11 protein-coding genes are annotated in these 13,209 nt (G+C 63.2%); 5 read left to right on the plus strand and 6 right to left on the minus strand.

Going from position 1 to position 13,209, the window contains the following annotated elements; genetic code table 11:
* Positions 1–7 precede the first annotated feature (7 nt).
* Positions 8–913: a MurR/RpiR family transcriptional regulator gene (locus tag MESCI_RS11955; RefSeq protein WP_013530207.1), complete on the plus strand. Its 906-nt coding sequence runs from the start codon at positions 8–10 to the stop codon at positions 911–913.
* Positions 914–970: 57 nt separating this feature from the next.
* Complete coding sequence (locus MESCI_RS11960; RefSeq protein ID WP_013530208.1) at positions 971–2,287, plus strand: M20 family metallopeptidase; 1,317 nt, start codon at positions 971–973, stop codon at positions 2,285–2,287.
* A gap of 24 nt (positions 2,288–2,311) precedes the next feature.
* Here MESCI_RS11960 and MESCI_RS11965 read toward each other — a convergent pair whose 3' ends face one another.
* The 5 genes from MESCI_RS11965 to MESCI_RS11985 are packed head-to-tail and all read right to left on the minus strand — an operon-like array spanning position 2,312 to position 6,935.
* A complete protein-coding gene (locus MESCI_RS11965; protein WP_013530209.1) occupies positions 2,312–3,346 on the minus strand; it encodes a branched-chain amino acid ABC transporter permease in 1,035 nt (344 codons plus the stop codon).
* Positions 3,343–4,218 carry a branched-chain amino acid ABC transporter permease gene (locus MESCI_RS11970; RefSeq protein WP_013530210.1) on the minus strand — a complete coding sequence of 292 codons (876 nt, stop codon included), beginning with the start codon at positions 4,216–4,218 and terminating at the stop codon, positions 3,343–3,345. Before MESCI_RS11970 ends, MESCI_RS11965 begins: the two co-directional genes overlap by 4 nt.
* A gap of 12 nt (positions 4,219–4,230) precedes the next feature.
* Positions 4,231–4,944 carry an ABC transporter ATP-binding protein gene (locus tag MESCI_RS11975; RefSeq protein WP_013530211.1) on the minus strand — a complete coding sequence of 238 codons (714 nt, stop codon included), beginning with the start codon at positions 4,942–4,944 and terminating at the stop codon, positions 4,231–4,233.
* Positions 4,941–5,678, minus strand: coding sequence for an ABC transporter ATP-binding protein (locus tag MESCI_RS11980; RefSeq protein ID WP_013530212.1), 738 nt, complete (start codon positions 5,676–5,678; stop codon positions 4,941–4,943). Before MESCI_RS11980 ends, MESCI_RS11975 begins: the two co-directional genes overlap by 4 nt.
* Before the next feature lie 3 nt (positions 5,679–5,681).
* A complete protein-coding gene (locus MESCI_RS11985) occupies positions 5,682–6,935 on the minus strand; it encodes an ABC transporter substrate-binding protein (protein WP_013530213.1) in 1,254 nt (417 codons plus the stop codon).
* Positions 6,936–7,125: 190 nt separating this feature from the next.
* Between MESCI_RS11985 and MESCI_RS11990 the strand changes: the two genes are divergently transcribed.
* Positions 7,126–7,944 carry an alpha/beta fold hydrolase gene (locus MESCI_RS11990; RefSeq protein ID WP_013530214.1) on the plus strand — a complete coding sequence of 273 codons (819 nt, stop codon included), beginning with the start codon at positions 7,126–7,128 and terminating at the stop codon, positions 7,942–7,944.
* Between the two features lie 129 nt (positions 7,945–8,073).
* The gene (metH, locus tag MESCI_RS11995; RefSeq protein ID WP_013530215.1) at positions 8,074–11,883 is read left to right on the plus strand and encodes a methionine synthase; all 3,810 of its coding nucleotides are present in this window, start codon (positions 8,074–8,076) and stop codon (positions 11,881–11,883) included.
* Positions 11,884–11,968: 85 nt separating this feature from the next.
* Here the strand turns inward: metH and MESCI_RS12000 are convergent, their stop codons facing one another.
* Positions 11,969–12,373, minus strand: a complete 405-nt coding sequence (locus MESCI_RS12000) for a VOC family protein (protein WP_013530216.1) — start codon at positions 12,371–12,373, stop codon at positions 11,969–11,971.
* 102 nt (positions 12,374–12,475) lie between these two features.
* Between MESCI_RS12000 and MESCI_RS12005 the strand changes: the two genes are divergently transcribed.
* The gene (locus MESCI_RS12005; protein WP_013530217.1) at positions 12,476–13,108 is read left to right on the plus strand and encodes a TetR/AcrR family transcriptional regulator; all 633 of its coding nucleotides are present in this window, start codon (positions 12,476–12,478) and stop codon (positions 13,106–13,108) included.
* Positions 13,109–13,209: the final 101 nt, after the last annotated feature.

Raw genomic sequence — 13,209 nt, forward strand, 5'->3', positions numbered from 1 at the left:
GATGACCATGTCGATCCGCGAAGAACTGGCCAACACGACCGTGGCGTTCACCTCCGCGGAAGAGAAGATCGTCCAGGTCCTGCTCGCCGATTACCCGATGTCGGGGCTGGGCACCGCAACCCGGCTGGCACGGCGCGCCGGCGTCAGCGACCCGAGCGTGACGCGGCTGATGACCAAGCTTGGCTATGTCGGCTTTGCCGATTTCCAGGCACGCCTGCTCACCGAAGTCGAATCCAGGCTGCATTCGCCGCTTTTGATGATGGAGGCCAAGCGTCCGGGCGGCTCCAGCGAAGGCACCGCACTTGCCTATTTCCATTCGGTTTCCGACAGCCTGGAGCGTACGCGCACGGCTGTGCCGGTGCAGGCCTACACGCGCGCTGTCAACATGCTGCTCGAGAGCAAGGGCCAGGTCGTGCTGCTGGGCGGCCGGTTCAGCCGGCATATCGCCTCCATGCTGGCCGGCTATCTCCTGCAGTTCCGCTCCGGCGTGCGCGACATCGGTTCGTTGAGTCCCGCCGATTTCGACCTGTTGATCGACCTTGGCAAGCGCGACCTCCTCGTCGTGTTCGATTACCGGCGCTACCAGTCGGACGTGGTGAGCTTTGCCCAGCAGGCCAAGGAGCGCGGCGTCTCCATCCTGCTGTTCACCGATGTCTGGCTGTCGCCGATATCTGACATCGCGGACCTGACCATGGTCGCGGCGATCGACGCCAACTCGCCGTTCGACACGCTGGCGACGGCCGTTGCCCAGATGGAAACCGTCTTTGCCCACGCGCTGGAGGGCCATGGCGCCGGGGTGCGCAAGCGCATCGAGGACATCGAGAAGATCCGCAGCGCCAACGCGGTCACGCTCGATACCGTCCTATCGTCATCGGCCGACGACGCCGCCAAATCCAAAGCCACAAGGAAATAGTGTCGTTGCGCTCAGTGCAGCGATGCAAAGCGCCGCGACGCAGAAAAGGAAGCGACAATGCCCGACAACCAGACCATCATCGACGCCGTGCAGGCTGAGATCGAGACCGATCGCGACTGGTTGATCGGCCTGACCCGTGACATGGTCCGCATCCCTTCGGTCAACCCCAAATTCGAGCCCAATCCGGCGATCAACCGCGAGGCGGATGTCCAGGCGCTGCTCGAACCGATCCTCAAGCAGGACGGGTTCAGGACAGAGCAATGGGATGCCTTGCCCGGGCGGCCCAATCTGGTCGGCGAATGGGCGGGAGACGAGAGCCGCAGCCTGATCCTGTGCGGCCATATCGACGTCGTGCCGGTCGGCGCGATGAAGGACTGGTCGGTCGATCCGTTCGGCGGCGAAATCACCAATGGCCGGCTCTATGGCCGCGGCGCCGTCGACATGAAGGGCGGCGTCGCCGCTTGCATCGCCGCCGCGCGCGCGATCCGCAAGGCGGGCATCACGCTGCAGGGCCGGCTCGCCATCCACTCGGTCGTCGACGAGGAAGCCGGCGGCTTCGGCGCCATGGACGCGGTGAAGAAGGGCAAGCTCGCCAAGGCGGTGCTGGTCGCCGAACCGACCTGGGGCGATGTCCTGCCGGTCGAAGGCGGGCTGGAATGGGCGCGGGTGACGATCCGTGGCCGCAACGCCCATTCGGCGCTGCGCTACAACGAGATCTATCCGCAGCGCCACGACAAGGACCGGCTGGAGCCGGGCGTCAATGCGATCGAGATCGCCGCCCGCTTCATTGCCGCCGTGCGCCAGTATGAGCTGGACCGGACGCGAGCAAAATCGCATCCGCTGCTGCCGCTCGGCATGAACACCATCAACATCGGCGTCATGCATGGCGGCACCGGCCTTGGCGAGCACGGCCTGCCGACCGTGATGACCAACCCGGCCATCATTCCCGATGTCGCGGTGCTCGATCTCGACATGAAATTCCTGCCCGACGAGAATTCGGCCGACTACCGCCGCGATTTCGAGGCGTTCGTCCACCATTTCGCGCAGACCGATGCGTGGCTGCGCGACAACCCGCCTGCGATCCAATGGGAGCTCGGCGGGCTGCATTTTCCGCCGATGAACACGCCGGTCGACCATCCGCTGGTGATATCGCTGATGAAGCGCAAGGCGGTAGTCGGCAAGGCGCCGCAGGCGCGTGGCTTCGTCGCCGTGTGCGATGCCGCGCACTATGCCGGCGCCGGCGTCGACGGTGTCATCTTCGGCCCGTCGGGCGACGGCTTTCACGGTTCCGACGAATATGTCGAGGTCGAATCGGTGGTCGAGACCGCCAAGGTGATCGCGGCGTCCGTCATCGATTGGTGCGGCATCCGCTGAGGCGGAGCCGCCGCTCCGAGCCGATCAGGCGGGGCGCTTCAGGCGTCCGGCGACGGCGCCCCATGAAGCCTTGATCATGCCGACCAAGCCGCTCGGGTAGGCCAGCATCACGCCGATGATCAGCACCGCCGTGATCATCGGCCGCCACGCGCCGAAATCGGCCATCCATTCGGCGAAGATCGTCAGCACGAAAGAGGCGATGATGGCGCCGTAAATAGTGCTGGTGCCGCCAAGCAGCACCATCGACAGGATGATGGTCGCAAGGCTCATGCCGAAGACGTCGATCGAGGCATTGCGCTGGTAGGCGGCGTAGAAGGCGCCGGCGATGCCGGTGAAGAAGGCGCTCGCGGCAAGCGTCAGCATGCGCTGGCGCACGATCGAGACGCCGCGGCTGATGGCGTATTCCTCATTGTCGCGCAAGGCGACGATGCTGGCCCCGGTGCGCGAGCGCACGAACACGCGCAGGAACAGGGTACTCGCCACCAGCAGCGCCAACGCGATGTAGAAATAGGCTGATTTGCCGTCACGGACCATGTTGTGGTCGAACACGTATAGCCCGGGAATGCGCACCAACCCTTGCGTGCCGCCGGTGATGGCGGACTGGCTGATGATTACCTGCATCACCAGCTGCGCGAAGCCGAAAGTGACCAGGATGATGTAGATGCCCTTCAGCCGCAGGATCGGGATGGTCACCAGGATCGCCGCCAGGGTGGCGATGACACCGCTGGCAAACAGCGCGATCCACGGGTCGAATTCGGCCAGCTTGGTGAGCAGGCTGTAGGCATAGACGCCGATGCCGAACAGCGCCAGATGGCCGAAATTGAAGACGCCGCCATAGCCGAGGCTGAGGTCCCAGTTCGAGGCGACGATCGCATAGATGAAGGCCATGATTAGGATGTGGCGGGCATAGGTGTCGCCGAAGATCAACGGCAGCAGTGCCAGCAAGGCGAAGCCGAGCACGAAGCCGATGGCCTCCTGCTTCCACGGCGTACGGCCGGGAGCAATCGGGGTTGCCGCCGCTGTGTGGCTAAGGGTAACCGGCGATGTCGTATCGGTCATGCTAGGCCTCGGGAGCGGCTGGCAAAGATGCCCTCGGGGCGCACCATCAGGGTCAGGATCAGCACGCCGAACAGCAGCGCCGGCGTCCAGTACAGGCCGAAATAATAGCTGCAGGCGGCCTCGAAGAAGCCGATCAGATAGGCGGCGAAGATCGGTCCCGAGATGCTCGATATGCCGCCGAAGACGACGACGATCAGCGCCTTGAGCAGCGGGTCGCTGCCCATCACCGGCGACATGAAACGATAGCCACCCATGAAGATGCCGGCGAGGCCTGCAAGCGACGCGGCAATGGCGAAGGCCAGCCCATAGAGCGCGGTGACGTTCAGCCCGACCAGATGGCTGGCATCTTCATTCTGCGCCACGGCGCGCAGCGCCAGCCCGAGCCGCGTGCGGTTGAGGAACATACAAAGTGCGGCCAGGATCAGCGGCGTGATGACGATGATGGCGATCTGGTGCAGGGAGACGCCGACGCCGCCGACGGTGGTGTTGCCGGTGATCAGCGCCGGGATCTGCTTCGAGCGCGGTCCCCAGATGGTCAGCGCGCCGTTCTCGATCAGCGACCCGGCTGCCAGCGTGGTGATGACGACGACCAGCACGATGTTGGGTCGGCCGATCAGCGGCCGCACGACACTCGCCTGCAGGATCCAGCCGACGCCGGCCATGACGACGACGGCGATGGGAAAGGCGACCGCCGCCGGCAGGCCGAGTTCGACCAGCTGCCAGGCGATGTAGGCGCCCAGCATCATGAACACGCCATGGCTGAAATTGAACACGCCGATCGTCGTCCAGACCAGAGCCAGCCCGACCGCCATCATGGCGTAGAGCGAGCCTTGGAACAGGCCGCCGAACAGGATTTCCGCCAATGCGCTCATCTTCGGATTTTCCTAATGGCCAAAATACATCGACATGATCTCGCCGTGGTCGAGGCTTTCGCCCGGCTTGATCTCGGTCGCAACGGCGCCATGGTTGACGAGGTAGAGTTGCTGCGTCAGCTCCAGCAGGAATTCGATGTCCTGCTCGACGACGATGAGCGGTACGCCGCCGCGCGAAATGTCCATGACGGAGGCGCAGAGCTCGTCCTTGATCTTGGGCGCCAGCCCCAGCGTCGGCTCGTCGAGGATCAGCAGGCGCGGATGGCTCATCAGCGCCGTGCCGATCGACACCATCTGGCGCTCGCCGCCCGACAGCGTGCGCACGCGCTGGCGCCAGCGTTCCGCCAGTTTCGGGAACAGCTTGACCACCTTTTCGCGGTTTTCCGCCTCATGCGGCCGGGCCCGCGGCGAATAGGCGCCGAGCGCCATGCAGTCGGCGATCGAGAGATCGGGAAACAGCCGGTTGCCTTGCGGCACATGGATCAGGCCGGCGCCGACGATGGCGCGTGCGCTGTGGCCGACAATGTCTTGCCCGTCGAACAGGATGCGGCCGCTCTTCGGTTGCAGAAGCCCGGAGATCGCACGCAGCAGCGTCGTCTTGCCATGGCCGTTGGGGCCGAACAGGCCGACATTGCCGAAACGCCCGGCCTCCAGCGAGATATCGTGCAGCACGGTGACGCGGCCATAGCCGGCGGTGACGCCTTCGACGCTGAGAATGGGATTCACGCCGCCGACCTCCTCGTGCCGAGATAGGCCTCGATGACGTGCGGATCGGCGATCACGCCTGCCGGATCGCCGGCGGCCAGGACGCGGCCATTGTTGAGCACCAGCAGATGCTGCGAAAGGCTCATCAGGAAAGTCAGCACGTGCTCGATCAACAGGATGGTGATGCCGCGTTCGGCGGTGCGGCGGATCAGGCCGATCGACGTCTCGATCTCGGGCTTGGTCAGGCTCGATGCCGGCTCGTCGAGCAAGAGCATGCGCGGCTGCATGGCGATCGCCGTGGCAAGCATCAGGCATTTGCGCTCGAACACGGACAATTCGCCGGCAAGCCGGCCGAACGACTGGGATCCCAGGCCGACGAACTCCAGCGCCTCGGCGGCGGCATTGCGGGCCGTGGCCGCTGTCTTTTCCTGCTTGCCGTAGCTGGCGCCGATCAGCGCGTTCTCGAACACGGTCAGCCCGTCGAAGCTGGTCTCGCGCTGAAAGGTCCGGGCAAGGCCGAGGCGCGCGATGGCGTGTCCCGATTTGCCGTTTATGGCAATGCCGTCAAAGCGGATCTGGCCCCGGTCGGGCCCGAACGGGATGCCGGTGATGATGTTGAACAGCGTGCTCTTGCCGCTGCCGTTCGGGCCGGCGATGCCGAAGATCTCGCCGGCCTCGACCTTGAACGACACGCCATCGACGGCCTTCAGCGAACCGAAGGCCTTCGACACGCCGTCCAGTTCAAGCAGGGCCATTCCCTACTTCATCCAAGGCTGGAGCTTGAAGGCGCCGGTGGCATATTTCTCCGGCGAGATCAGCGTGCGCTGGCCATCCCAGATCTGGAAGAAGGTGATCGGAATATAGTCGTCGCCCTGCGTGGCAAGGTGGGTGGCGGGATCGAATTTCAGCCGCCCTTCCGCGACCTGCTTGTCCGTCTCCGACAGCGCCTTCATGATCGCCGCATGGTCGGATGCACCCCCGACCTTCTTGACCGCGTCGAAATAGACATTGGTCATTTCGTAGAGGCCGACGCCGTAGGTGCCGCTCTCGACGCCGTATTTTGCCTTGAACTTGGCTGCCACCTCATCGGCGCGCGGGTTCTTCGGCGTCGTCAGCGCGCCGCCGAGCAGGTTGTAGATGACGCCATCCGATTTCTTGCCGGTCAGCTCGACGAATTCCGGAACGCTCGGCGCGTATTGCAGGAAGACGAGGCTCTTGGTCGGCTGCTCGAGGAACTGGTTGAGGAACGACGCCGAATTGCCCGGCAGATAGTCGGTGTTGATGACGACATCGGGAACGTTCTCGCGCACCTTGGCGAGGATCGAACGCCAGTCGGTCACTTCGCCGAAGGGTACGATCTCGTCGACGGTGATGGTCCAGCCCTTGTCCTTGAAGGTCTTCTTCATGCCTTCGGAGATGGTCTTCGAATAGGCGTTGTCGGACGAGATGATGGCGACCTTCTTGGCCGGCAGGGTGATCTTGCCGTCGGCCGCGAGCTTCTCGACGAACAGGGTGACGTCGGTGTTGTAGGCGTCGAAGGAAGGCGTCAGTGACCAGCAGCACATGTATTTGTCGGGGCTCGGCGCGATGATGTCCCTGGTCTGCTGCGAGGTGGCCGCCAGCATGTAGGGCATTTCCGCCTCGGCCATGTTGTCGATCTCGAAATTGGTCAGGCTGGCATAGCCGGTCAGCATGAAGTGCACGCCCGGATCGCCAAGCAGGCGTTCGACGGCGCTGGTGACGTTGCCGGCGGACTGATCCTTGACGTCGCCGACCACCAGTTCGAACGTATCCCCGGCAACGCCGCCGGCTGCGTTCGCTTCGTCGATGGCCATCTGCACGCCGCGCTGGAATTCCTGGCCGTCCGCCGCGGCAGGGCCGGTGAGCGGCGCAAGCAGGCCGATCTTGACGACGTCGGCAAAGGCGGGGGCGGCTGATGCGGCAAACATGCCGATCAACGTCGTGCTCATCAGCATATGGCGGATTCGACTTGCGGCGGATTTGGGCTTCATCGTGCTGTTCCCTGTTTTCCTCCCGTTCATCGGGAGTTGGATAATTGACAATCTACGCATAATTGTTCTTATTTGAAAAGGTTTTTTCAACGCAATCTGGCCGGGAACAAGGTTCCCGCAAAGGTATGGAAGCCGTGGCGCTTTGCTGCGCAACTGCATTAAAACAGGGCAAGTCCCGACGGAGCGGATAATGACGATCTCGCAGAAGACCCTTGAAACCAGCCACGGCAAGATCGCGGTGCGTGAGACCAGCGGCCAGGGAACCGCTGTCATGCTGATCCACGGCAATTCATCTTCCAGTGCCGTTTTCCGCAACCAGTTGGACGGCCCGTTGGGCGAGCGATATCATCTCATCGCTCCCGACCTGCCCGGCCATGGAGCGTCCGGCGATGCGATCGATCCAGAGCGTTCCTACAGCATGGAAGGCTATGCCGATGCCATGACCGAAGTGCTCGGGCTGCTCGGCATCGACAAGGCCATCGTCTTCGGCTGGTCGCTCGGCGGCCATATCGGGCTTGAGATGATCGACCGCTTTCCCGGCCTGCTTGGCTTGATGATCACCGGCACGCCGCCTGTCTCGCCCGAGGAGGTCGGCAGCGGATTCAAGCCGAGCCCGCATATGCATCTCGCCGGGCAGGAGACCTTCACCGGCGCCGACGTGGAGGCCTATGCGCGCAGCACTTGCGGCGAGCCGTTCGAGCCGTTTCTCATCGACACGGTGGCGCGCACCGATGGACGGGCGCGGCGCCTGATGTTCGAAAAGTTCGCGGCCGGCACCGGCCGGAACCAGCGCGAGATCGTGGCCGGCAAGACGCCGCCGATCGCCGTTCTGAACGGCATCGACGAGCCATTCGTCAACACCGATTTCGTCTCGGCTGTGAAATTCTCCAATCTATGGGAAGGCAAGACCCATCTGCTCGACAAATCCGGCCACGCGCCGTTCTGGGATTCGCCGGATCGCTTCAATCCGGTCCTCGCCCGCTTCCTGGCAAGCGTCGACAGAGCGTAGGTCCGTCGGAAACCGGCGCCACGGACCCGCCTTCGCGTTGGGTGGGTGACAATCACGCGCATCTGTCGTATATTGACATAAAGATATCCTTATGTGACATGAAAAGGCCTGTCGCCAAAGGGATAAAAAATGTCGCAGAATTCTGCCTCGCTGGACGCATTGTTCGGCCCCGTCACGGCAAAACCCGACGGCTCGGAGGTGCTTGCTGCACTCACCGCGGCGGCGCGCGAACGCATTCTCATTCTCGACGGCGCCATGGGCACGCAGATCCAGGGCCTCGGGTTTAACGAGGACCAATTCCGCGGCGAGGCTTTCGCCGGCTGCGCCTGCCATCAGCAGGGCAACAACGACCTCCTGATCCTGACCCAGCCCGGGGCGATCGAGGAGATCCATTATCAATACGCCATCGCAGGCGCCGACATCCTGGAGACCAATACTTTCTCCTCGACCTCGATCGCCCAGGCCGACTACGGCATGGAAGATGCCGTCTATGCGCTGAACCGCGATGGCGCGCGGCTGGTCAGGCGCGCCGCTGTTCGGGCCGAGCAGCAGGACGGCAAGCGAAGGTTTGTCGCCGGAGCGCTCGGGCCGACCAACCGCACCGCCTCGATGTCGCCCGACGTCAACAATCCCGGCTATCGCGCCGTGACCTTCGACGATTTGCGCCTCGCCTATGGCGAGCAGCTGCGCGGGTTGATCGATGGCGGCGCCGACATCATCCTGATCGAGACCATCTTCGACACGCTGAACGCCAAGGCGGCGATCTTCGCGGCGGAAGAGATCTTCATCGAGAAGGGCGTGCGCCTGCCCGTGATGATATCGGGCACCATCACGGACCTCTCCGGCCGCACGCTGTCGGGCCAGACGCCGACCGCCTTCTGGCATTCGGTGCGGCACGCCAGCCCCTTCACCATCGGCCTCAACTGCGCGCTCGGCGCCAACGCCATGCGAGCGCATCTGGCCGAAATATCCGGTGTCGCCGACACCTTTGTCTGCGCTTATCCGAATGCCGGCCTGCCCAACGAATTCGGCCGGTATGACGAAAGCCCGGACTTCATGGCCGCCCAGATCGAGGATTTCGCGCGTGAGGGACTGGTCAATGTCGTCGGCGGCTGCTGCGGCTCGACGCCGGAGCACATCCGCGCCATCGCCGAGGCGGTGCGGAAGTATCCGCCGCGCGCCATTCCGGACATTGAGCCCAGGATGCGCCTGTCCGGGCTGGAGCCATTCACGCTCACCGACGAGATCCCCTTCGTCAATGTCGGCGAGCGAACCAATGTCACCGGCTCGGCCAAGTTCCGGAAACTGATCACGGCGGGCGACTATGTCGCCGCGCTCGACGTCGCCCGCGACCAGGTCGCCAACGGCGCGCAGATCATCGACATCAACATGGACGAGGGTCTGATCGATTCGAAGAAGGCCATGGTCGAATACCTCAACCTGATCGCCGCCGAGCCGGACATCGCCCGCGTTCCTGTCATGGTCGACAGTTCGAAATGGGAGATCATCGAAGCCGGCTTGAAATGCGTGCAGGGCAAGCCGCTGGTCAACTCCATCTCGATGAAGGAGGGCGAAGAAGCCTTCCTGCATCATGCCAGGCTGGTCCGCGCCTATGGCGCCGCCGTCGTCGTTATGGCCTTCGACGAGGACGGCCAGGCCGACACCAAGGCGCGCAAGGTCGAGATCTGCACCCGCGCCTACAAGCTCCTGACCGAGCAGGCCGGCTTCCCGCCCGAGGACATCGTCTTCGATCCCAATGTCTTCGCCATCGCCACCGGCATCGAGGAGCACGACAATTACGGCGTCGACTTCATCGAGGCGGCCGGCGAGATCACCGCGACGCTGCCGCATGTCCACATTTCCGGCGGCGTGTCGAACCTGTCTTTCTCGTTCCGTGGCAACGAGCCGGTGCGCGAGGCCATGCATGCCGTATTCCTTTACCATGCCATCCAGCGCGGCATGGACATGGGCATCGTCAATGCCGGCCAGCTCGCCGTCTACGATACGATCGAGCCTGATCTGCGCGAGGCCTGCGAGGATGTCGTGCTCAACCGCGCGCCGAAGGCCGGCGGCACCGCCACCGAACGCATGCTGGAGATCGCCGAACGCTTCAAGGGCACGGCCGGCAAGGAAGCGCAGGAGCGCGATCTCGCCTGGCGCGAATGGACTGTCGAACAGCGGATCAGCCACGCGCTGGTCAACGGCATCACCGAATTCATCGACGCCGACACCGAGGAAGCGCGGCTTGCCGCCGAGCGGCCGCTGCATGTCATCGAAGGCCCGCTGATGGCCGGCATGAACGTCGTCGGCGATCTGTTCGGCGCGGGAAAGATGTTCCTGCCGCAAGTGGTGAAGTCGGCGCGGGTGATGAAGCAGGCGGTGGCTGGACTGCTGCCGCACATGGAAGCCGAGAAGCTGGCAAACGCCGCCAACGGCATCGACAATGGCGAACGTAAAACGGCCGGAAAAATCCTGATGGCGACGGTCAAGGGCGATGTCCATGACATCGGCAAGAACATCGTCGGCGTGGTTCTCGCCTGCAACAATTACGAGATCATCGATCTCGGCGTCATGGTGCCGGCGGCCAGGATCCTGCAGACGGCGCGCGAGCAAAATGTCGATATCATCGGCCTATCCGGCCTGATTACGCCGTCGCTGGACGAGATGGCGCACATGGCTGCCGAGATGGAGCGTGAAGGCTTCGACATTCCGCTGCTGATCGGCGGCGCGACGACCAGCCGCGTGCACACGGCGGTGAAGATCCACCCGCGCTACAGCAAGGGGCAGACGGTCTATGTCACCGACGCCAGCCGCGCGGTCGGCGTGGTCTCATCCTTGCTGTCCAACGAGAGCAAGGATGGCTTTGTCGATACGGTGCGCGCCGAATACAAGAAGGTCGCCGATGCGCATGCCCGCTCGGAAGCCGACAAGCAGCGTTTGCCGCTGGCCAAGGCGAGGGCCAATGCGCATCGGATAGACTGGTCTGAATATGAGCCGCCGAAGCCGTCCTTCGCAGGCGTGAAGGTGTTCGAGAACTGGGACCTGACCGAGCTCGCGCGCTACATCGATTGGACGCCGTTCTTCCAGACCTGGGAGCTGAAGGGCCGCTATCCCAAGATATTGGAGGATGAGGCGCAAGGTGCCGCCGCACGCCAGTTGTTCGAGGATGCGCAGGCGATGCTGAACAAGATCATTGCCGAAAAGTGGTTCGCGCCGCGCGGCGTCATCGGCTTCTGGCCGGCCAACGCCGTCGGCGACGACATCAGGCTGTTTACGGACGAGAAGCGGTCGCAGGAACTGGCGACGTTCTTCACCTTGCGCCAGCAACTGACCAAGCGCGACGGCAAGGCCAATGTTGCACTGGCGGACTTCGTCGCGCCGGCGGAGTGCGGCAAGCCGGATTACATCGGCGGCTTCATCGTCACCGCCGGCATCGAGGAGGTGGCGATCGCCGAACGCTTCGAACGCGCCAACGACGACTATTCCTCGATCATGGTCAAGGCGCTGGCCGACCGCTTCGCCGAAGCCTTTGCCGAGCGCATGCATGAGAAGGTGCGCAAGGAATTCTGGGGCTACGCGTCAGATGAAGCGCTGGCGCCCGACGAGCTGATCGGCGAACCCTATCGCGGCATCCGACCGGCGCCCGGCTATCCGGCTCAGCCCGACCATACGGAGAAGGCGACTTTGTTCCGGCTGCTCGACGGCGAAGGCAATGCCGGCGTGAGACTGACCGAAAGCTATGCGATGTGGCCGGGTTCATCCGTCTCGGGGATCTATCTGGCGCATCCCGAAAGCTATTATTTCGGCGTCGCCAAGGTCGAACGCGACCAGGTCGAGGATTATGCACGCCGCAAGGCGATGCCGTTGACCGAGGTCGAGCGCTGGCTTGGCCCCATCCTCAACTACGTGCCGGCACACTATGCCGAGGCGGCTGAATAGCCGATGCCGGCGCGCCTGGCGGAAGCGACAGGCGAATGCCGATCGCTTCTCCAGTGTCATCCTGGCCCGCTTCGATTCCTGTGGGCTATTGCATGGCCGACGGGTTCATCCACAGCAGCTCCCAGACGTTGCCGTCCGGATCTTCGATGTGGCGGTTGAACATGAAACCGAGATCCTGCGCCGGGTTGGGATCGGCGCGACCGCCTGCCGCCACGCCCTTCTCGATTACGACATTGACCTCGTCCTTGCTGTCGACGGTGAGTGCGATCAACATCTGGCTGTCCCGCTTGGGGTCGCCGATCGGGCGCGCTGTGAACTGGCTGTAATGCTGGTGCGTCAGCAACATGACCCCGATCGAGTCTGAGAACATGATCGAGCTGGACTGGTCGCTCGAGAACTGCGGGTTCAGCGTGCCCCCGATCGCGAGATAGAACTTGGTCGCCGCCTGCAGATCGCGTACCGGTAGATTGAGGAAGATCATTTTGGTCATCGGTCTAAGCCTTGCTGCCGTTGATGGGTACTAGCCAGTCTAGTACTGTGACCATGGCTACCATGCGGGAACGGTACCGTCTAGTACTGGTTGAGAGGCGCTATGAAAATTGATGGTGAGACCAGGTCGGCTCGCAAGGATCGTGAAATCATTGAAGCGGCTACGGCCGTCTTCATCGCCAAGGGCTACGATGGAACCAGCATGGAAGAGATCGCCACCAAAGCAGGCGCATCCAAGCAGACTGTCTACAAGCATTTCACGGACAAGGAGACGCTTTTCGGCGAAGTCGTCGAGTCCACCGCCAGCCAGACCAACGATGTCGTCGAGTCCGTGACGATGCTGCTTTCCGAGGCGAAATTCATGGAGGGTGGGCTACAGCAGCTTGCCCGACGCATGACAACGACGCTGATGGACGAAGAGCTGCTGAAGCTGCGGCGTCTGATTATCGCCAACGCGGATCGGATGCCGCAGCTTGGCCGGAGCTGGTATGAAAAAGGTTTTGAACGCATGCTTGCCTCGGTGGCATCATGCTTTCAAAAGCTTACCAGTCGAGGCCTGTTGCAGACCAGCGATCCCCGTCTGGCGGCCAGCCATCTCTTCGGAATGCTTCTCTGGATCCCAATGAACGAAGCCATGTTCACCGGAAGCAACCCGCGTTCGAAGGCGGATCTCGAGCGGCACGCCGATGCTTCGGTCGAAGCATTCCTTGCCGCCTATGGGGCGCGGCCGAAATAGTCGCGCGCCGCTCCGCCAGCGATGCTTATTGTGGTCGATTGTCCGTCCACGCCAGCGTCTTTTGCTTAAGGCCGGTGGCGGAGTCGGTTTAGGCACAGGAT

Origin of the sequence: Mesorhizobium ciceri biovar biserrulae WSM1271, from assembly GCF_000185905.1 — a bacterium.
Taxonomy (GTDB): Bacteria; Pseudomonadota; Alphaproteobacteria; order Rhizobiales; family Rhizobiaceae; genus Mesorhizobium; species Mesorhizobium ciceri.

What these genes read in the sequence shown, in the direction of transcription:
- MESCI_RS11955 (WP_013530207.1), top strand. Translation starts at nt 8, where the DNA reads ATGTCGATCCGCGAAGAACTGGCCAACACGACCGTGGCGTTCACCTCC.
- MESCI_RS11960 (WP_013530208.1), top strand. Translation starts at nt 971, where the DNA reads ATGCCCGACAACCAGACCATCATCGACGCCGTGCAGGCTGAGATCGAG.
- MESCI_RS11965 (WP_013530209.1), bottom strand. Translation starts at nt 3,346, where the DNA reads ATGACCGATACGACATCGCCGGTTACCCTTAGCCACACAGCGGCGGCA.
- MESCI_RS11970 (WP_013530210.1), bottom strand. Translation starts at nt 4,218, where the DNA reads ATGAGCGCATTGGCGGAAATCCTGTTCGGCGGCCTGTTCCAAGGCTCG.
- MESCI_RS11980 (WP_013530212.1), bottom strand. Translation starts at nt 5,678, where the DNA reads ATGGCCCTGCTTGAACTGGACGGCGTGTCGAAGGCCTTCGGTTCGCTG.
- MESCI_RS11985 (WP_013530213.1), bottom strand. Translation starts at nt 6,935, where the DNA reads ATGAAGCCCAAATCCGCCGCAAGTCGAATCCGCCATATGCTGATGAGC.
- MESCI_RS11990 (WP_013530214.1), top strand. Translation starts at nt 7,126, where the DNA reads ATGACGATCTCGCAGAAGACCCTTGAAACCAGCCACGGCAAGATCGCG.
- metH (WP_013530215.1), top strand. Translation starts at nt 8,074, where the DNA reads ATGTCGCAGAATTCTGCCTCGCTGGACGCATTGTTCGGCCCCGTCACG.
- MESCI_RS12000 (WP_013530216.1), bottom strand. Translation starts at nt 12,373, where the DNA reads ATGACCAAAATGATCTTCCTCAATCTACCGGTACGCGATCTGCAGGCG.
- MESCI_RS12005 (WP_013530217.1), top strand. Translation starts at nt 12,476, where the DNA reads ATGAAAATTGATGGTGAGACCAGGTCGGCTCGCAAGGATCGTGAAATC.